The 17,589-nt window shown below is 67.0% G+C and carries 19 protein-coding genes; 10 read left to right on the forward strand and 9 right to left on the reverse strand.

Annotated features, from left to right (window positions below; all coding sequences use genetic code 11):
• Window positions 1–54 precede the first annotated feature (54 nt).
• Window positions 55–441, reverse strand: a complete 387-nt coding sequence (locus tag ACZ1J6_RS12165; RefSeq protein ID WP_243654071.1) for a hypothetical protein — start codon at window positions 439–441, stop codon at window positions 55–57.
• Window positions 442–764: 323 nt separating this feature from the next.
• Between ACZ1J6_RS12165 and ACZ1J6_RS12170 the strand changes: the two genes are divergently transcribed.
• Complete coding sequence (locus ACZ1J6_RS12170) at window positions 765–1,511, forward strand: SDR family NAD(P)-dependent oxidoreductase (RefSeq protein ID WP_132264131.1); 747 nt, start codon at window positions 765–767, stop codon at window positions 1,509–1,511.
• A gap of 4 nt (window positions 1,512–1,515) precedes the next feature.
• Here ACZ1J6_RS12170 and folP read toward each other — a convergent pair whose 3' ends face one another.
• The 4 genes from folP to ACZ1J6_RS12190 all read right to left on the reverse strand — a co-directional run bounded on the left by folP (window position 1,516) and on the right by ACZ1J6_RS12190 (window position 5,636).
• Window positions 1,516–2,625, reverse strand: coding sequence for a dihydropteroate synthase (gene folP, locus ACZ1J6_RS12175; protein ID WP_431567019.1), 1,110 nt, complete (start codon window positions 2,623–2,625; stop codon window positions 1,516–1,518).
• A 109-nt stretch (window positions 2,626–2,734) separates the two neighbouring features.
• A complete protein-coding gene (locus ACZ1J6_RS12180; protein WP_132263061.1) occupies window positions 2,735–3,868 on the reverse strand; it encodes a site-specific DNA-methyltransferase in 1,134 nt (377 codons plus the stop codon).
• Between the two features lie 221 nt (window positions 3,869–4,089).
• The gene (locus ACZ1J6_RS12185) at window positions 4,090–5,004 is read right to left on the reverse strand and encodes an oxidoreductase (RefSeq protein WP_431567020.1); all 915 of its coding nucleotides are present in this window, start codon (window positions 5,002–5,004) and stop codon (window positions 4,090–4,092) included.
• Window positions 5,001–5,636 carry a ribonuclease HII gene (locus tag ACZ1J6_RS12190; protein ID WP_431567021.1) on the reverse strand — a complete coding sequence of 212 codons (636 nt, stop codon included), beginning with the start codon at window positions 5,634–5,636 and terminating at the stop codon, window positions 5,001–5,003. Before ACZ1J6_RS12190 ends, ACZ1J6_RS12185 begins: the two co-directional genes overlap by 4 nt.
• On the opposite strand from ACZ1J6_RS12190, the gene ACZ1J6_RS12195 reads away from it, so the two are divergent.
• From ACZ1J6_RS12195 to ACZ1J6_RS12225, 7 genes are all read left to right on the forward strand, one after another.
• Window positions 5,635–6,816, forward strand: coding sequence for a PQQ-dependent sugar dehydrogenase (locus ACZ1J6_RS12195; protein WP_431567022.1), 1,182 nt, complete (start codon window positions 5,635–5,637; stop codon window positions 6,814–6,816). The genes ACZ1J6_RS12190 and ACZ1J6_RS12195 overlap by 2 nt on opposite strands.
• 115 nt (window positions 6,817–6,931) lie before the next feature.
• Window positions 6,932–7,450, forward strand: a complete 519-nt coding sequence (locus ACZ1J6_RS12200) for a GNAT family N-acetyltransferase (protein WP_132263069.1) — start codon at window positions 6,932–6,934, stop codon at window positions 7,448–7,450.
• Between the two features lie 133 nt (window positions 7,451–7,583).
• Complete coding sequence (locus ACZ1J6_RS12205; RefSeq protein WP_431567023.1) at window positions 7,584–8,129, forward strand: DUF1285 domain-containing protein; 546 nt, start codon at window positions 7,584–7,586, stop codon at window positions 8,127–8,129.
• Complete coding sequence (locus ACZ1J6_RS12210) at window positions 8,126–8,719, forward strand: CoA pyrophosphatase (protein WP_431567024.1); 594 nt, start codon at window positions 8,126–8,128, stop codon at window positions 8,717–8,719. Before ACZ1J6_RS12205 ends, ACZ1J6_RS12210 begins: the two co-directional genes overlap by 4 nt.
• Window positions 8,712–9,884: a CCA tRNA nucleotidyltransferase gene (locus tag ACZ1J6_RS12215; RefSeq protein WP_431567025.1), complete on the forward strand. Its 1,173-nt coding sequence runs from the start codon at window positions 8,712–8,714 to the stop codon at window positions 9,882–9,884. The genes ACZ1J6_RS12210 and ACZ1J6_RS12215 overlap by 8 nt, the downstream gene beginning before the upstream one ends.
• Window positions 9,881–10,552: a retropepsin-like aspartic protease family protein gene (locus ACZ1J6_RS12220; protein ID WP_431567026.1), complete on the forward strand. Its 672-nt coding sequence runs from the start codon at window positions 9,881–9,883 to the stop codon at window positions 10,550–10,552. Before ACZ1J6_RS12215 ends, ACZ1J6_RS12220 begins: the two co-directional genes overlap by 4 nt.
• A gap of 43 nt (window positions 10,553–10,595) precedes the next feature.
• A complete protein-coding gene (locus ACZ1J6_RS12225) occupies window positions 10,596–11,252 on the forward strand; it encodes a retropepsin-like aspartic protease family protein (protein WP_314465541.1) in 657 nt (218 codons plus the stop codon).
• A gap of 44 nt (window positions 11,253–11,296) precedes the next feature.
• Here ACZ1J6_RS12225 and parC read toward each other — a convergent pair whose 3' ends face one another.
• On the reverse strand, window positions 11,297–13,606 hold the full coding sequence (gene parC, locus ACZ1J6_RS12230) for a DNA topoisomerase IV subunit A (protein ID WP_132263079.1): 2,310 nt from the start codon (window positions 13,604–13,606) through the stop codon (window positions 11,297–11,299).
• 102 nt (window positions 13,607–13,708) lie between these two features.
• On the opposite strand from parC, the gene ACZ1J6_RS12235 reads away from it, so the two are divergent.
• Complete coding sequence (locus tag ACZ1J6_RS12235; RefSeq protein ID WP_431567027.1) at window positions 13,709–14,248, forward strand: type 1 glutamine amidotransferase domain-containing protein; 540 nt, start codon at window positions 13,709–13,711, stop codon at window positions 14,246–14,248.
• Between the two features lie 58 nt (window positions 14,249–14,306).
• Here the strand turns inward: ACZ1J6_RS12235 and ACZ1J6_RS12240 are convergent, their stop codons facing one another.
• From ACZ1J6_RS12240 to ACZ1J6_RS12250, 3 genes are read right to left on the reverse strand one after another with little or no spacing between them, the layout of a single operon-like run.
• Window positions 14,307–14,639: a 2Fe-2S iron-sulfur cluster-binding protein gene (locus ACZ1J6_RS12240; protein ID WP_132263082.1), complete on the reverse strand. Its 333-nt coding sequence runs from the start codon at window positions 14,637–14,639 to the stop codon at window positions 14,307–14,309.
• 1 nt (window position 14,640) lies between these two features.
• A complete protein-coding gene (locus ACZ1J6_RS12245) occupies window positions 14,641–15,720 on the reverse strand; it encodes a cysteine desulfurase family protein (protein WP_431567028.1) in 1,080 nt (359 codons plus the stop codon).
• Entirely contained in the window at window positions 15,717–16,772 is a 1,056-nt protein-coding gene (locus ACZ1J6_RS12250; protein WP_431567029.1) for a cysteine desulfurase family protein, read from the reverse strand. The genes ACZ1J6_RS12245 and ACZ1J6_RS12250 overlap by 4 nt, the downstream gene beginning before the upstream one ends.
• Window positions 16,773–16,902: 130 nt before the next feature.
• Between ACZ1J6_RS12250 and ACZ1J6_RS12255 the strand changes: the two genes are divergently transcribed.
• On the forward strand, window positions 16,903–17,559 hold the full coding sequence (locus ACZ1J6_RS12255; RefSeq protein WP_132263087.1) for an alpha/beta hydrolase: 657 nt from the start codon (window positions 16,903–16,905) through the stop codon (window positions 17,557–17,559).
• Window positions 17,560–17,589 lie beyond the last annotated feature (30 nt).

Below are 17,589 nucleotides of genomic sequence, written 5' to 3' on the forward strand. Positions count from 1 at the left end.
GAAAATGCCGGCGAGCCTCGGGCGCGCCGGCATTCCGGTTTCGATGGAGCGAAGTTACAGGTTCTCGAAGTAGACCTGCGGCACGCGATACCCGCGCTTGCTCATATAGCTCACGTACTTGCCGCGTTCCTTGTGCAGCTCGGTGCCGTATTCCTCCCAGGCATCGCGCTGGTCCTCGATGTCGGTGGCACGGCGCAAGTCGCTGGTGAGCTCCTTCTGGCTCTCGTTCACATTGATGCGGTAGTCGTACCACTTGCTGTTCTGGACGCCGCCGATCGGATTCTGGATCACCAGCGACTCTTCGTGGCGGGCGACCTGCTTCTCGTACATCATCGGCTGCACGGCCATGGCCACGGCCGGAACGACAAGAGCCGGAACGGCGACGAGCGCAACGAGAGCCTTGGTGGGGCGGATGGTGCGGGTGTTGTTGGTCTGCTTCATGGGAAGGTTCCCTTTCGCTTGACGACGCGGGCTCCATTGCCTGCGTTTGGAAGTGCAACGAGCGTACCCGCCGTTTTCCTCCCGCCCTTGGGACGAAACGGGCCGCTGCCGGGACGCATTGGTGCTTGCGTTCACGGGTTCACACTCCGCCGCAGGCCGGTTCATCGCGGAGCAAGGCGCCGTTCATCTGGCCGCCAGATTTGTCGCCGTTTTCAGGCATCTCCGGCTGCCGGTTCACGCGCCGCGCTTTGCAAAAAGGTCATCCGGCATAGCGAGAACCCGGCCGCCGCTGCCGCGTTGAGCCGGTGACCGAGGAGACGAAGATGATGGATTTCAAGGACAAGGCCGGAATCGTGACGGGTGCAGCTTCCGGCATCGGTGCCGCCGTTGCGCGCGAACTGGTGAACCAGGGCGGCCGCGTGGTGATCGCCGATTTCGATGAGGAAGCGGCGCGCGCGCTCTCGCAGGAACTGGGGCCGGAAAGCACGGCCGTCTTCCGGCTCGATGTGGCCGATCCCGCTGCCAACGAGGCGCTGGTCGCCTTCGCTCTCGGGACGTTCGACCGGCTGGACTTCGCCGTGAACAACGCCGGGATCGGCGCGCCCTCCACGAAGCTGGCGGATATTCCGCTCGATTCCTGGTCGCGGGTGATCGATGTGGACCTCAACAGCGTGTTCTACGCCATGAAATACCAGATCCCGGCCATGGTCGCGCGCGGCGGCGGCTCCATCGTCAATATGGCCTCCATCCTGGGCGCGGTGGGCTGGGCTGGCTCCGCGGCCTATGTCACCTCCAAGCATGCCTTGCTGGGCATGACCAAGGTGGCGGCGCTCGACTATGCCGATGCCGGGCTGCGCATCAACGCGGTGGGGCCGGGGTTCGTCTCCACGCCGGCGCTGGAAAAGACCATGACCGAACAGGAAATGGCCGGTCTGGCCGGCAAGCACGCGCTCAACCGCCTGGCACGGCCGGAGGAGATCGCCATGGTCACCAGTTTCCTGCTGTCCGAGCGGGCCTCCTTCGTGACCGGCACGTACTATCCGGTCGACGGCGGCTACCTGGCGATCTGAACCGTCACGCCATCTGCGCGAAGTCGGTGAGAGCGGCATCGCGCAGCCCCCGCCAGACGCGGGCGGCCTGGACGGTTTCCGCCACGTCATGGACGCGGACAATGTGCGAACCCGCGTCCATCGCCTTCAGCGCCAGCGTGACCGAACCACCGAGCCGCTGGTGCGCGGGCGCCTCGTTCGAGAGCGCACCGATCATGCGCTTGCGGCTGGCCCCCACGAACAGCGGATGGCCAAGCCCATGGAACAGGGCCAGGCCGTTCATGAGCTGAAGGTTCTCGGTAAGCGTCTTGCCGAAGCCGATGCCGGGATCGAGCAGGATCTTCTCAGGGGCGATCCCGGCCGCCACGGCCTTGTCGCGGCAGGCGCCCAGCCAGTCGAACACGTCGAGCACGACATCGTCGTAGCGGCCGTCCGCGTGAAGATCGTCCCCATCGCCCGGCGCATGCATGAGCACCACCGGCGCGCCCGAGGCGGCCGCGAATTCGAGGCTGCGCGGATCGTGGCGCAAGGCGGAGACGTCGTTGATGATGTGAGCGCCGGCCTGCAGCGTCGCTTCCATCACTGCCGGGCGGCGCGTATCGACGCTGATCGCCGCGCCCATCGCCGCCAGCCGCTCCACCATCGGCACGACGCGCTTCAGCTCATCGCCTTCCCAGACCGCAGCCGCACCCGGCCGCGTCGATTCGCCGCCGATGTCGATCATCGCCGCGCCGGATTCCAGCATGGCGGCAGCATGGTCGGCGGCGATCTGCGCATCGTCGAGGAAGGCACCGCCATCGGAAAAGCTGTCGGGAGTGATGTTGAGGATGCCCGCGATCTGGGGCTGCTCCAGCCGAATCGAGCGGGCCCCGCAGATCAGCGTTGCATGGACCTTGCGCAAGTTCGACCACTGGAGTTCGGCTGCGGCGCCAAGATCGGCCGGAAGCGCCGCCAGCGCCTCACCCGCCTCTGCCGCGCCGAAGCGCCTGCGCGAGAGCACCTGGCCGTTTTCCCGCACGATCAGCGCGAAACGGCTGGCCCATGCCATCGACCCGCCGAGACGGATCGCATCGCCCTCCTCGCTCTGGGGGCTGTCGGCAAGGGCGATCGGGCGAATGTAAACGGTTCGGGTCATGACCGCCCCTTAGCCCGGTGGCGCCCGGCGCAGAACAGGATTTACAGGTTGCCCGATTACCTCTGGCTAATCGGGCGATAGGTCTCGGCCAGTTGCGCGGCCGAAGTCCTCATGGTTCGGTGGCGAGCAGATAGAGCTGGCGGATCGCGTCGATCGGCTTGATCTGGCCTTCGTGCTCGAGGTGCCAGTACGTCCAGCCATTGCAGGAGGGCGCGCCTTGCAGTTCCTTGCCCACGCCGTGGATCGAACCGTTCAGCGCGCCGCTCACCAGCGAACCGTCGGCACGGACCAGGGCTTCGAAACGGCCCTTCTTGTCGGTAAGCCGGGTGCCGGGAGCGATCCAGCCGGTTTCGATCAGCGTGCCGAACGCCACCTTCGGCGCGCTGCGCTTGGACTGCATGGTCTTGAGCGTCGATTCGTCGAGCGGCAGCGCCATCTCGATGCGTTCCAGAGCGGCCTCGCGGTAGTCGCCTTCGCGCTCGCAGCCGATCCACTCGCGGCCGAGACGCTTGGCGACGGCCCCCGTGGTGCCGGTGCCGAAGAACGGATCGAGCACGACATCGCCCGCATTGGTGGTGGCCAGCATCACGCGGTAAAGCAGTGCTTCCGGCTTCTGCGTCGGGTGAACCTTGCGGCCGCCCTTCTTCAGGCGCTCGGCGCCGTTGCAGATCGGCAGGACCCAGTCCGAACGCATCTGCAATTCGTCGTTGAGCGTCTTCATCGCGCGGTAGTTGAAGGTGTACTTCGACTTCTCGCCCATCGAGGCCCAGATCAGCGTCTCGTGCGCATTGGTGAAGCGGGTGCCCTTGAAGTTCGGCATCGGGTTGGCCTTGCGCCAGACGATGTCGTTGAGGATCCAGAACCCCATGTCCTGCATGATCGCGCCGAGGCGGAAGATGTTGTGGTACGAACCGATCACCCACAGCGAGCCCTCGGGCTTGAGCACGCGGCGGGCCTCGGTCAGCCAGTCACGCGTGAACTGGTCGTAGACGGCGAAGCTGGAGAACTTGTCCCAGTCGTTGGTGACGGCATCCACATGGCTGCCGTCCGGACGTGAAAGGTCGCCGCCGAGCTGGAGATTGTACGGGGGATCGGCGAAGACCATGTCGACGCTGGCGTCGGGAATGGAGCGCATCGCCTCGATGCAGTCACCCGGGATGATCTGGCCAAGGGGCAGAAGTTCCTTCGGCGTCGGCGCCGGTGCGCGCGCGCGGATCTTCTGCTTGACGAGTAGCTGGCCCATGTATGCTCCGGGAAATTTGAACTGTGGATTGACTCCCTAGTGAGTCTTCCGGGACTCGCCGTCAAGCCGCGACTCGGCGGAATCCCTTGCGATTCAGATGTTCAGCAAATGGAACAAAACGAATCCGACACAAGATGTCGAGTCATGATCGACTCGGCAGACTCTAGATATGGGGGTTGTGACTCGACGGACTCAGGGCAATTTTTATTGCGCCGGAAGAGTCAGAGCCCCGCCAGGCCGCAGTCGATCCCGGTCATCTGCACGCTCACTTCCCAAAGCCGGCGCGCTGCCTGCGGATCGCGTGCGGCAGCATTGCGGCGGGCGATGCCGGAAGGCCCGGACATGCCGCCGAAGCGCTGCGGTCCGTAATATTGCCCCGGTTCGGCGGCGGGATCGGTTGCCGCCTGGAGCGTCGGCCACGCCCCCTCTTCGGCCGTGTTGAGGACGGCGCCCGCGATCGGGAACAGCGCCCGGAATGCCAGCGAGTGCCGGCCTAGATCGGTCGAGGCGATGCCCGGATGGCAGGCATAGGCGCTCACCGGCGATCCTGCGGCGCGCAGGCGGCGGTCCAGCTCGAACATGTGCAGCAGGTTGGCGAGCTTGCTGTCTCCATACCGCTGCCGCGCCTTGTAGCTGTGCCGCGCGTCGAGATCGTCCCAGTCGATCCGGCCGCGTCCATGCGCCAGGCTGGCCGTGATGACCACCCGCCCGCCGGGCGTCTCGGCCAGCTTCGGCAGGAGCAGCCCGGTCAGCGCGAAAGGCGCCAGATGGTTCACGCCGAATTGCAGTTCGTGGCCCTGCACCGTCCTTTCGAGCGGCGGGACCATGACGCCGGCATTGTTCACCAGCACGTCGAGCCGCGGTTCGTCGCGGGCGACCTGCTCCGCACATTCGCGCACGCTGAACAGGTCCGCCTGATCGAGCGGCACGAAGGCGAGATTGGCGCCCGGCACGTCCATGCGGATGTGTTCCATGGCCAGCCGCGCCTTTTCCTCGTTGCGACAGGCCATCAGCACCCGCGCGCCATGAGCTGCGAGCACTCGGGTGGCGTGGAAGCCAAGCCCGGTATTGGCCCCGGTGACAAGGAAGCACTTGCCCGCCTGCCCGGCGACCGAGGCGGCGGTGAAACCCTTCAAAGCGCCATCTCCAGCTGGGCGACGGGAGAGAAGCTGCGCCGGTGGTGCGGGGTCGGGCCGTGCTTGCGCAGGGCTTCCAGGTGCTGCGCGGTGCCGTAGCCGGCATTGCGTTCCCACCCATAGTGCGGATGTGCTTCGGCCAGGGTGCGCATCATGCGGTCGCGGTGCTCCTTGGCGATGATCGAGGCGGCCGAAATGCAGGGTTCGATCGCGTCACCGCCAACGATGGCGCGCGCCTGCCAGCGCCAGTCCGCCGTGCGGCCCGCCGGGGTGAGATTGCCGTCGATCAGCACCTCGTGCGGCTCTTCGTCCAGCGCGGCGCAGAGTGCGGATACGGCCCGGGTCATGGCCAGCATCGTCGCGCCGAAGATGTTGAGACGGTCGATCTCTTCGACGTCCACCACGCCCACGGCCCAGCGGCAGCGGCGCTTGATCGTGGCTTCCAGCTCGCCCCGGCGTTTGCCGGAGAGCTTCTTGGAATCGTCCAGCCCCGAGGGTCGGGGCTTGCACAGCACCACCGCGCCCGCCACAACCGGGCCGGCCAGAGGCCCTCGCCCCGCTTCATCGACCCCGATGACGAGGCGGTTGGCACCCGTGCCGGGCACGATGACAGACAGGGATGCAGTCGACATGACCAAGCCGGTGAACTCCAGATCCTTCCTTGCGGCGGTATCGCCCGTCGCTTTCGCGCTCGCAAGCTGCGGAGCGGCGGCCACGGGGGATAAGGCCTCGGCCAGCGCTTCCGAAGAAATCTCCTTCAAGACCGAACAGGTCGCCAGCTTCGACGAACCCTGGGCCATGGCGATCGACAAGGCAACCGGCGCGATGATCGTCACCGAGAAGAAGGGCACGATCAAGCTGCGCCTCGCGGACGGCACGCTCGGCGCCGTCTCGGGCGCCCCGAAAGTCGATTACGGCGGCCAGGGCGGCCTTGGCGACGTGATCTTCGCGCCGGACCAGAAGGGCGCCTCGCTCGACGGCCGCGTGATCTATCTGAGCTGGGCCGAAGCGGGCGAAGGCGATACGCGCGGCGCCGCGGTGGGCCGCGGCACCCTCTCCTGCCCAGCGCCGGCCACCTGTTCGATCGAGGGTCTCTCGGTGATCTGGCGGCAGGTGCCCAAAGTGACCGGGCGCGGGCATTATTCGCACCGCCTGGCCTTCTCGCCCGATGGCAAGTATCTGTTCGTCAGCTCGGGCGAGCGGCAGAAATTCACGCCCGCGCAGGACCTCGGCACCAATCTCGGCAAGATCGTCCGCCTCCTGCCCGACGGCACGCCCGCGCCGGGCAACCCGTGGGCCGACAAGCCCGCGCCGACCAACCAGATCTGGTCCTATGGCCACCGCAACGTGCTGGGCCTCGCCTTCGACGACCAGGGCCGGCTCTGGGATCTGGAGCACGGCCCGGCCGGCGGCGACGAGCTGAACCTCGTGAAGCCCGGACAGAACTACGGCTGGCCACTCGTTTCGGACGGCGACCATTACGACGGCAAGCCGATCCCGCGCCATTCCACCCGGCCGGACCTCGCCGCTCCGGCCATCAGCTGGAACCCGGTCATCGCGCCCGGCGACTTCATCTTCTACAAGGGCCCGCTGTTCCCGCAGTGGAAAGGCCAGGTGCTGATCACCTCGTTCACCCTGCCCGGCCTGGTGCGTGTCAGCATCAAGGGCGAGAAGGCGACCGAGGAAGCCCGCTACCCCATGGAAAACCGCATCCGCGAAATCGAACAGGGCGGAGACGGCACGATCTGGCTGCTGGAAGACGGACCGGCCGGCGCTTCGGGCCATCTGCTGAAGCTGACGCCGAAGTCCTGACTCACCAGGAACCTTGCAGCAGACGGGCAAACGGCTTGGCAAAGGGTCTGGCAGCCATCCGACCGCCGCCGAATTGAATCGACAAATGCGCGCGCCGCACCTAGTGGCGCGCGCCATGTCCGATGCTGCCACGCTCATCCCGCTCGACAATGTCGATCCCGTTCTCGTCGAGTCCCTGCTCGACAGCGCGTTCGAACCGGAGCGTCACCGCCGCACCGCCTACAAGGTGCGCGAAGGGGTGGACTGGCTTCCCGGCCTCAGCTTCGCAGCGCTCGATGGCGAGGAGATGCTGGTCGGCACGATCCAGTGCTGGCCGGTCGCGCTCAACGATGCCGAGGGCCGCGCCCATCCCATGATCATGGTCGGCCCGGTCGCCGTCATGCCCGGCCACCAGGGCCAGGGTTATGGCCAGGCGCTGATGTCGGCGGCGATGGCAGGCATCGACTCGCGGGCACCCCTGCCGCAGGTCATGGTCGGCGATCCCGAGTATTACGGCCGGTTCTGGGGCTATTCCAACGAATGGACGCAGGGCTGGAACCTCCCCGGCCCGTTCGAGCGTCACCGCCTGCTGGTCCGCTGCGAGAATCCCGCCGTCCTGCCGCGCGAAGGCATGCTGGGCCCCTGGCTCCGCTAGACCGCCGGCCGAAGTCACGAGCCTGGGCGACAAGCCTGCGCGGTGAACCCGCGCGCCGGGCCTCGTTGCTCTTCGTCCATGACGCTGCGCACTGGACCTTGGCGCGCGAAGCCCTATCTGGCATCGCAAGCCCATGCCTTATGAACCGCCGCCCGAATTGAACGCCCTTTCGCTCGCCCAGGTCGCCGAGCTGGTCGCCGCGCGCAAGCTGCCGCCGGTCGCAGAGTGGACGCCCGCCAGCAGCGGCGACAGCGAGATGGTCATTCGCGCCGATGGCCGCTGGTTCCATCAGGGCGGCGAAATTCGCCGTCCCGCCATGGTCCGTGCATTCGCCTCGTTGCTGCTGCGCGACGCCGAGGGTCGGCACTGGCTGGTGACACCCGCCGAGAAGCTCTCGATCGAGGTCGAGGATGCGGCCTTCATCGCCGTCGACGTGCGGCAGGACGGGGATACGCTGGTGTTCCGGCTCAATAGCGACGATCTCGTGGTGGCCGGGCCGGACCACCCTATCCGCAGCGTGGGCGATCCGGAGACGCCCGCACTCTACCTCGGTGTGCGCCATGGCACCGAGGCACGTCTCAATCGCAGCACTTATGGCCAGATCGCCGAGATCGCCCTTGCGAGCGGCGACCTTTCCGTATCCAGCCAGGGCGCGACATTCTCGCTCGTTCCCGCATGAACGGGCTGTTCGACGACGTATCGCGCCGCTTCGAGGCCGGACGTCACGGCGCGCCGGACGCGCTGTGGATCGACCCGCGCATCGACCAGATCGAAACGTTCAAGCCGGCCGCCGTGCTCATCACCCTGACCGAGCGCCCGCGCCCCGGCATGCTGATGCTGCACCGCCCCTCTACCATGCGCGCCCACCCCGGCCAGATCGCGTTCCCGGGCGGCCGCCTCGATCCCGGCGAGACCGCCGTGGAGGGCGCCCTGCGCGAGGCGCACGAGGAACTCGGCATCAGGCCCGGCGACGTGAAGGTGATCGGCACCAGCGATCTCTATCGCACCGGCAGCGGCTATGAGATCACCCCCGTGATCGGCATCATCCCGCCCGACCTGCCGATCATCCCGAACCCCGCCGAAGTGGCGCAGTGGTTCGAGGCGCCGGCCGAATTCGTGCTCGACCCGGCCAACCAGAAGACCAGGTGGATCGAGGCCGAAGGCAGCCGCCATGCCTTTGTCGAGATCACCTGGCATGACCACCGCATCTGGGGCGTTACCGGTGCGATCCTTCACAATCTTGCCCGCAGGCTGAACTGGAATGACTGAAAGACTGACCGCCCCGTGGATGGAGCGCGAAGACCTTGCCGCGCTCGTCGCCGCACTGGGCCACGGAAACGCGCGCTACGTCGGCGGGGCGGTTCGGGATAGCCTGCTCGGCCAGCCGGTGAAGGACATCGACATGGCCACGCTCCTCACGCCCGAGGACGTCATGCAGCGCCTCTGGGACGCCGGGATCCGCCACGTCCCCACCGGGATCGAGCACGGCACCGTCACCGCGGTGCTGCCGGGCGGCCCGGTCGAGATCACCACCTTGCGCCACGATGTCGCCACGGACGGCCGCCGCGCCACCGTGGCTTTCGCCACCGACTGGCGCGAGGACGCGGCCCGGCGGGACTTCACCATCAACGCGCTCTACGCCGACCCGGCGAGCGGCGAGATATTCGACTGGTTCGGCGGGCTCGACGACCTTGTCGCGCGCCGCGTCCGCTTCATCGGCGATGCCCGTCAGCGCATTCGCGAAGACCACTTGCGCATCTTGCGCTACTTTCGCTTCCAGGCCCGCTTCGGCACGATGCCCGCCGATCAGGAAGCGGAAGGTGCCTGCGCCGAACTCGCCTCCACGCTGAAGGGCCTTTCGCGCGAACGCGTGGGCATGGAAACGATGAACCTGCTCGGCCTGCCCGATCCGGCGCCGACCGTGGCGCGCATGGCGCAGCTTGGTGTGCTGGCGGTGATCCTGCCCGAGGCACGGCCCGAAGCGCTCGCTGCCCTCGTGTCCGTGGAACAGGCGCAGGGGATCGCCCCCGACGCGATCCGCCGCCTTGCCGCGTTGCTGCCGCCGCAAGTGTCGCTGGCAGAACAGGTCGCCTCGCGCTTCCGCCTTTCGGGTGCGCAGAAGAAGCGTCTCGCCGTGGCTGCCGGGCGGGACGAAGCCCTGGGCGAGCCCCGCGCGCTCGCCTATCGCCTGGGCATCGAAGGCGCGCTCGATCGCTTCCTGATCGCAGGCGCGGACACGGCTGCGCTGCGGGACTGGGACATACCGGCCTTTCCTCTGAAGGGCGGCCAGATCGTCGCGCGCGGTGTCGGCGCCGGCCCCGAAGTGGCGCGCCTGCTGCGCCGGGTCGAGGATCGCTGGATCGCGGAAGGCTTCCCGGACGAAGCACGGGTTTCCGCTTTGCTCGATGCCGAACTTGCCGGCCAAAGCTCGTGAACCTCGGGCAGCTGACCGATCTGTTCTATGCCAAGCCGCTGCTGGCGCTGACCATCCTGGCCATTCTCGTCGCGGTGCTGGCCGGGATGCTCGCCGGCCGCCGACCGCGGCTGGGCCAGTCGCTACGCAACCTTTCGCACCTCGGACTGGTCGCCGCGCTGCTGCTGACCGTGACGCAAGTCGCGCTTCACAACACCCGCTCCGAAGCCGCGCTCTGGCTGGACGAGACGCGCCCGCCTTCGGTCGAGGGCGGCGAGACGGTGATCCCGCTTCGTGCTGACGGGCATTACTGGATCCAGGCCAGGCTCAATGGCGAGCCCGTGGATTTCCTGATCGACACCGGCGCAACCTACACCGGCATCTCGAAATCGGTGGCCGAACGCGCGGGGATCCAGCCCGATGGCGACGACCAGGGCGTCATGCTGGAAACCGCCAACGGCACCATCGTCGCCCGCATGGCCAGTGCCGCCTCGCTGGCGTTCGGTTCGATCGAGGCGCATGCCTTGCCCGTCGCCATCGGGCCGGACAACGAGGTGGAAACCAACGTCATCGGCATGAACCTGCTCTCCCAGCTTGCCGCCTGGCGGGTGGAAAACGGCCGCCTGATCCTGGTGCCTCGCGCGGCGGCCCCGCACACACCCTCGGCCTCCTCCTCGCCCAAATCGTGATCCTGTCAGCATTCCGACAGGATGTTCCTGTTATGACCTGCTGATGGACTTTCCTCAGCTCCTGTCTTTCCTCGCCGGTCAGCCGCTGCTGGCCCTGGCATTGGCGGCGATCTTCGTCACCGTGCTGGGCGGACTGCTGCGCGGCCCCTTGCCGTTGCTGGGCGGCTTTGTACGCGGGCTCGGCAACCTGGGACTGGTGGCCGCCCTGCTGCTGACCGTGGCGCAAGCGACGCGCCTTACCAGCGGTACGGACTTCGCCCTACCTGGAATAGAACTGCCGGAGCTGGGCCTGTCCCGCCAGAGCGTGAGCGGCGGCGAAACCCGCGTGCCGATGGCGCGGGACGGTCACTTCTGGGTCCATGCCACGATCAACGGGGTCGAAGGCGATTTCCTGGTCGACACCGGCGCGACGCTGACCGCGATCTCCCCGCGCCTGGCCAACAGCGCCGAAGTCCGCGCGCAGCCGCTGCGTCAGAACATCGCCATGCGCACGGCCAACGGCACGGTCGCGGCGGAGCTGGGCACGGCGGACGAACTGCGCTTTGGCAGCGTCGTCGCGCGGCAGCTGGACGTGGTCGTGGCGCCGGGTCTGGAGGACCAGAACGTCATCGGCATGAACCTGCTCTCGCGGCTGGCAAGCTGGCGCGTAGAAGGCCGGACGCTCATCCTCGTCCCCCATCACCCGCAGCCCGCAAGCTAAGAAACCACGTCGCCCCGGATCGAGTCCGGGCGACGCGGTTCGAATCACCCCTGGAACTTGTTGTCGCGCGGGAAGCCGACCGGCGGCAGGCGGCCTGCGGCGCCGCGTGCGACCTTCCACATGACCATGTCCTTCTCGGTCCGGGTGCGGCCGGTTTCGCCGCCCATGGTCCAGGAAAGGCCATCCTCCAGCTTGAGCGTGATGATGTCGGAAAGTCCGCCATCGCGGTAGCGCTGCAGCGTGACCCCCTGCCCCTTGGCCATGACCGGCAGCTCCTCGAGGCTGAAGATCACCAGCTTGCGATTGTCACCGACGACCGCAACGTGATCGTGCTCCGCCGGGATCTCGCGAACGAAGGCCAGTTGCACACCCGGCTTGGTGGACATGACGGCGCGGCCCTTGCGGGTCTCCGCCAGCAATTCGTCCGCCTCGGCGGCAAAGCCGCGCCCGACGTTGGAGGCCAGCAGCAGCTGCGCCTTGGGCTTGTAAGGCAGTGCCGCCACCAGATGCGCATCGGCATCGATGTCGACCATGGTGCGGATCGGCTCGCCAAAGCCGCGCGCGCCGGGCAGCTTGTCCGCGCCCAGCGTGTAGAAGCGCCCGTTGTCCGCCGCGATCAGGATCTTGTCGGTGGTCTGCGCATGGAAGGCGAAAGCCGGGCCGTCGCCTTCCTTGAACTTGAAGTCGCCGCCCTTCGCATCCTGACCGAGGGGCACATGCCCCCTGGCCGCGCGGATCCATCCCTTGGCCGAGAGGATCACCGTCACCGGCTCCTTCTCGATCATGGCGTCCATCGAGAATTCCACCGTCGGCGTGGCCTGCGCGATCGTGGTGCGACGGCGGCCGAGAGCGGTGTCCTCGGCGTAGTCCTTGCGCAAGTTCATCAGGTCGCGCTTCAGGCGGGTGCGCTGGCGGGCCGGGCTTTCGAGCAGCTTGTTGAGGTCGTCCTGCTCCTTGAGCAGGTCCGCGTGCTCCTTGCGCAGCTCCATTTCCTCCAGCTTGCGCAAGGAACGCAGGCGCATGTTGAGGATGGCTTCGGCCTGACGGTCGGTCAGCTCGAACTCGGCCATCATCACCGGCTTGGGCTCATCCTCGGTACGGATGATCTCGATGATCCGGTCGAGATTGAGGTAGGCGATGATGTAGCCCGCCACCAGCTCCAGCCGCGAGGCGATCTTTTCCAGCCGGTGCCGGGTGCGGCGCAGCAGGATGTCGATCTGGCTGTAGACCCATTCCGACAGGAGCAGCTTCAGCCCCAGTACCCCCGGCGTGCGGTGCGAATCCAGCACGTTGAGGTTGAGCGAGAAGCGGCTCTCCAGATCGGTCAGCCGGTAGAGGCTTTCCTTCAGCAGTTCCGGATCGACATTGCGGCTCTTGGGCACGAAGACGATGCGGATCTGCTCGTCGCTCTCGTCGCGAATGTCTTCGAGGATCGGCAGCTTGCGGTCGGCGATGAGCTGGGCGACCTGCTCGATCAGCTTGCCCTTGGCCAGCATGTAGGGGATTTCGGAAATGACCAGCTGCCACTGGCCGCTGCCGAGTTTCTCGACCCCGGTTTCCTCCCAGTTGCCCGCCTCGTCCTTGCCGCAGGAGAAACGCCCGCGCACGCGAAAGGCGCCCTTGCCGGTCGCGTAGGCGTGGCTGATCGCCTCCGGGCTGTCGACCACCATGCCGCCGGTCGCGAAGTCCGGTCCGTGGAAGACCTGCATGAGCTGGTCGTGCTCGGCATGGGGATTGTCGATCAGCATCATCGTGGCATCGATGATTTCGGCGACGTTATGGCTGGGGATGGAGGTCGCCATGCCCACGGCAATGCCGGTGGAACCGTTCGCCAGGAGGTTCGGGAACATGCCGGGGAAGATTTCCGGCTCGCTTTCCTCACCATTGTAGGTGGGGACGAAATCGACAGTGCCCTCGTCCAGGCCGGACATGAGGTGGATTGCCGTGCGCGTCAGGCGCGCTTCGGTGTAGCGATAGGCTGCCGCGTTATCGCCGTCGATATTGCCGAAGTTGCCCTGCCCCTGCACCAGCGGATAGCGCAGCGAGAAGTCCTGCGCGAGGCGGACCATGGCATCGTAGACCGAGGCATCGCCATGCGGGTGATACTTACCGATGACGTCGCCGACCACGCGGGCGGATTTCTTGTAGGCACTGGCCGGGTCGAGCTTCAGCTGCCGCATCGCCCAGAGCAGGCGGCGGTGGACCGGCTTCAGCCCGTCCCGCAAGTCCGGCAGCGAACGCGCTGTAATCGTGGACAATGCGTAGACGAGGTAGCGCTCGGAAAGCGCAGCATCGAAGGGCGCATCGACGATGGCGTCGAAGGGATCGGAGTCTTCGTCGGTCGTGGTCACCATGACCAGCAGGCCTAGCAACGCGGCGAGCCGAGCGGAACCACCGGAACGGAAGTTTTCCGCCGTTCATTCCTTTTGCAAACCCTAGACACTGGAGAATTTTCCATGACCAAGCGCGTGCTCATCGTCGCCACCAACGGTTTCGAGCAATCCGAACTCACCGGCCCGCGCGATGCGCTGAACCAGGCCGGCATCGAAACCGTGATCGCCAGCCCCGAAAGCGGCGAGATCAAGGGCTGGCAGCACACCGACTGGGGCGACAGCGTCAAGGTCGACGCCGCGCTCGACTCCGTCAGCGCGGGGGACTTCGACGCCCTCGTGCTGCCGGGCGGTCAGATGAACCCGGACGTCCTGCGCACCAAGCCGGAAGCGGTCCAGCTCGTGCGGGACTTCCTGGCCGCGGGCAAGCCGGTCGCGGCGATCTGCCACGGCCCGTGGCTCCTGGTGGAAGCCGACGCCGTGCGCGGCAAGACGGTGACCGGCTGGCCTTCCATCCGCACGGACTTGCGCAATGCCGGCGCGAACGTGGTGGACCAGGAGGTCGCCGTGGATGGCCTGCTCATCACCAGCCGCAAGCCGGACGACATTCCCGCATTTTCCAAGGCGGTGATCGAGGCCGTGCAGGAAGCGGCAGCGGACGCTTGACCCTTTGTCGTCCCGGATCGTCGTCCCGGATCTGATCCGGGACGACAAGCCAGACCTCTCAGTCTATCTGCATATCCCGCGCAAGGCCCGGAATACGCACTTCCAGGCCGTCCATCGCGTCGGTGAGCTCGATCTGGCAGGACAACCGGCTGGTTCGCGCCACACCGGCAGCAAGGTCCAGCATATCCTCCTCGTCCATGGAGGCGGGTTCGAGCTTGTCGAACCAGTCGGGCGCCACGATCACATGGCAGGTAGAGCAGGCCATCTGCCCCTCGCAGGTTCCTTCCAGCGGCATGCCGGCGCCTTGCGCCACGCGCAGAAGCACGTCTCCCGTCTCGGCTTCCGCCAGGACGAGTTTTCCTTCCGCGGTCAAGAACCTCACGTTCAGCAATTCAGACTCCCTGCACCGCCGCTGCGGCTTCTATTCGTTCGCAGGCATCCACAAGCTCCCCAAGGTCACTATATCGCCCGAATCCCAGACGGATAGAGGCTTTGGCTTCTGAATCGGACAGTCCGATCGCCTTGAGGACGTGGCTCGGCCGTCCCGAACCGCTGGCGCAGGCGGAACCGGCGGAAAAGGCCACGTTCCGAACGTCCGACATCAGCCGGGCGACATCCAGCCCCGGCAGCCGCAGGTTGAGGTTTCCGCGCCAGCGATGTTCGGGCGACCCGTTGAGCGTCCAGCGCGAGAGGATATCGCGCGCGGCGTTCCACAGGGCATCGACGGTCCGGGCATCCTCCTCCATCCGCGCGGCCGCGATGGTCGCCGCAGCCCCGAAACCGGCACAGAGGGCCGGGCTGAGGGTACCGGAACGCAGGCCCTGCTCCTGTCCGCCGCCATGGATCAGCGGAGCAAGCGCCACGCCGTCCCGCACCCAGAGCGCGCCGATTCCCTTGGGGCCGTAGAGCTTGTGCGCCGAGATCGCGATCATGTCGGCGCCGACCGGCGGGGCCAGCTTTCCGGCACCCTGTACGGCATCGCAAAGGAACAGCGCCCCGGCCGCATGGGCGGCCTCGGCAAGCGCCTCCACCGGCTGGACCGTGCCGATCTCGTTGTTGACCTGCATCACCGCGACAAGGCCGGTCCCCGTCGGGATCGGCCGCGCAGGATCGACCAGCCCTTGCGCGCTCACCGGCAGGATCGAGACCGCCGCATCGATCGCCCGCGCGCTATCGAGAACGGCGGCATGTTCGATGGCCGAAACGGCCAGTCGCGTGCTGCGGCTTCCCGCCAGGGCGAGATTGAGAGCTTCCGTGGCTCCCGAAGTGAAGATCACCCGCCCACCGGGCGGCAGCAGCGCAGCCACCTGCTCGCGCGCCAATTCGACTATGGCGGCAGCGGCTCGGCCTGGACGGTGCGGGCTATGCGGGTTGGCGAAACCCATGCCCTCCGGCCCGCCGAGCCAGGGCAGCATCGCCTCCCGCGCTTCGGGGGCGAGCGGAGTGGTGGCCTGATAGTCGAGGTAGATCACGCATTCACCTTCGACCAGGCCTCGGCAAAGGCGTCCAGATCGGCGGGCGTGGTGTTCCAGCCAAGGCTGACGCGCACGGTGCGCCGGGCCAGATCCTCGTCGATGCCGAAACCCTTGAGCACCCTGCTCTGCTTGAGCGTACCGGACGAGCACGCGCTTCCGGCCGAGATCGCGAAACCGGCCGCGTCCATGCGGATCAGCATGGCCGTCGCCGCCAGACGCGGCGCGGCCACGGCAAAGATGTGCGAGCACTGCATGCCCGGCTGGAGCACTTCGCCATACCGGGACAACGCCGCCCTGAAATCGAGGCGCTGCTCCGCCGTGGTCGCCCAACCCTCCAGCCCCATCGCTTCCAGGGCCGCCGCGAAGCCGAGAGCCCCCGGCAGGTTCTCGGTCCCCGCGCGGTAGCCGCGCTCCTGCCCGCCGCTCGGTGCGAGCATGGCGAAATCCTTGACGAGCAAGGCGCCTATGCCGATGGGGCCGCCCAGCTTGTGCGCCGAAAGCACGATCATGTCCGCATCGGGCAGCGCCGCCTTGCCGGCCGACTGTGAACAGTCCGCCAGGACCAGCCCTCCCGCGGCGCGCACTTGCTCCACCAGCGGATTGCGAGCGTAAGGCAGGAGAACGGTGCCGGTCTCCGAATTGATCGACTGCACCGCCACGACCGCCCGGCCAGGCATGGCCAGAGCCCTTGCCAGGGCATCGCTATCGATTTCACCCTCCCGCATGGGCAGTTCCTGCGCGTCCGGCGCGGCGCGGAACACCGCATCGTGCTCCACGGCCGAGACCAGCCGCCGCTCCGCCCTGGCCCGGCCGAGACCGATCGCCAGCGCTTCGCTCGCCCCGGACGTGAAGATCACTTCGCCCTGCCAGCCGAGCGCTTTCTTCACCCGCTCGCGCGCGTCCTCCAGGCTGGCGCGAGCGGCGCGGCCCTGTTTGTGCGGGCTGGACGGGTTGGCCCAGAGCGCCGCCCCTTCCAGCCACGCCTCGCGGGCCTGAGGCAGGAGCGGCGTGGTCGCCGCATGGTCGAGATAGATCTGTTGGGCTGACATCGCTTGAAAAGTTGTTTTTGGAGCGAAGGTTTCTATATAGCGATCTTCCCTTTTTCCACTCCCGCGATGGCTGGCGAGAAATTCGCCGCCGTTTTCGCGGGAGTTTCAACAGGTCAGGTTCGCGAAACTTATGCCCGCAGTCATCTTCCCCGGACCCGAAGGCCGCCTCGAAGGCCGCTTCCAGCCGGCGCCGCGTCCGCGCGCGCCCGTGGCGATGATCCTTCACCCGCACCCCCAGGCCGGCGGCACGATGAACGACCGCATCACGCAGCACCTCTACAAGACTTTCGTGAATCGCGGCTTCGCGACGCTGCGCTTCAACTTCCGCGGCGTCGGCCGCAGCCAGGGCAGCTTCGACAACGGCGTGGGCGAGCTTTCCGACGCCGCCGCCGCGCTTGACTGGGTGCAGTCAATCCACCCCGAAGCCTCGACCACCTGGATCGCCGGCTACTCGTTCGGCGCGCTGATCGGCATGCAGCTCTTGATGCGCCGTCCGGAAATCCGCGGCTTCATCTCGGTTGCCCCGCCGGCCAACATGTACGACTTCTCGTTCCTCGCCCCCTGCCCCGCATCGGGCATCCTGATTCAGGGCGCGGCAGATACGGTGGTGACGCCGAACGCCGTACAGAAGCTGGTCGACAAGCTTCGCACCCAGAAGCACATCACGATCCACCACGACGAGATCCCGCGCGCGAACCATTTCTTCGAGAACGAGATGGACGACCTGATGCGGTCGGTCGACAATTACCTCGACATGCGTCTGGCACCGGATTGCCCGATCAAGTGACGGGTTCCTAGGGCCGAGGAACCAGGCCCT

The organism is Novosphingobium sp. BL-S-21 (genome assembly GCF_055521655.1).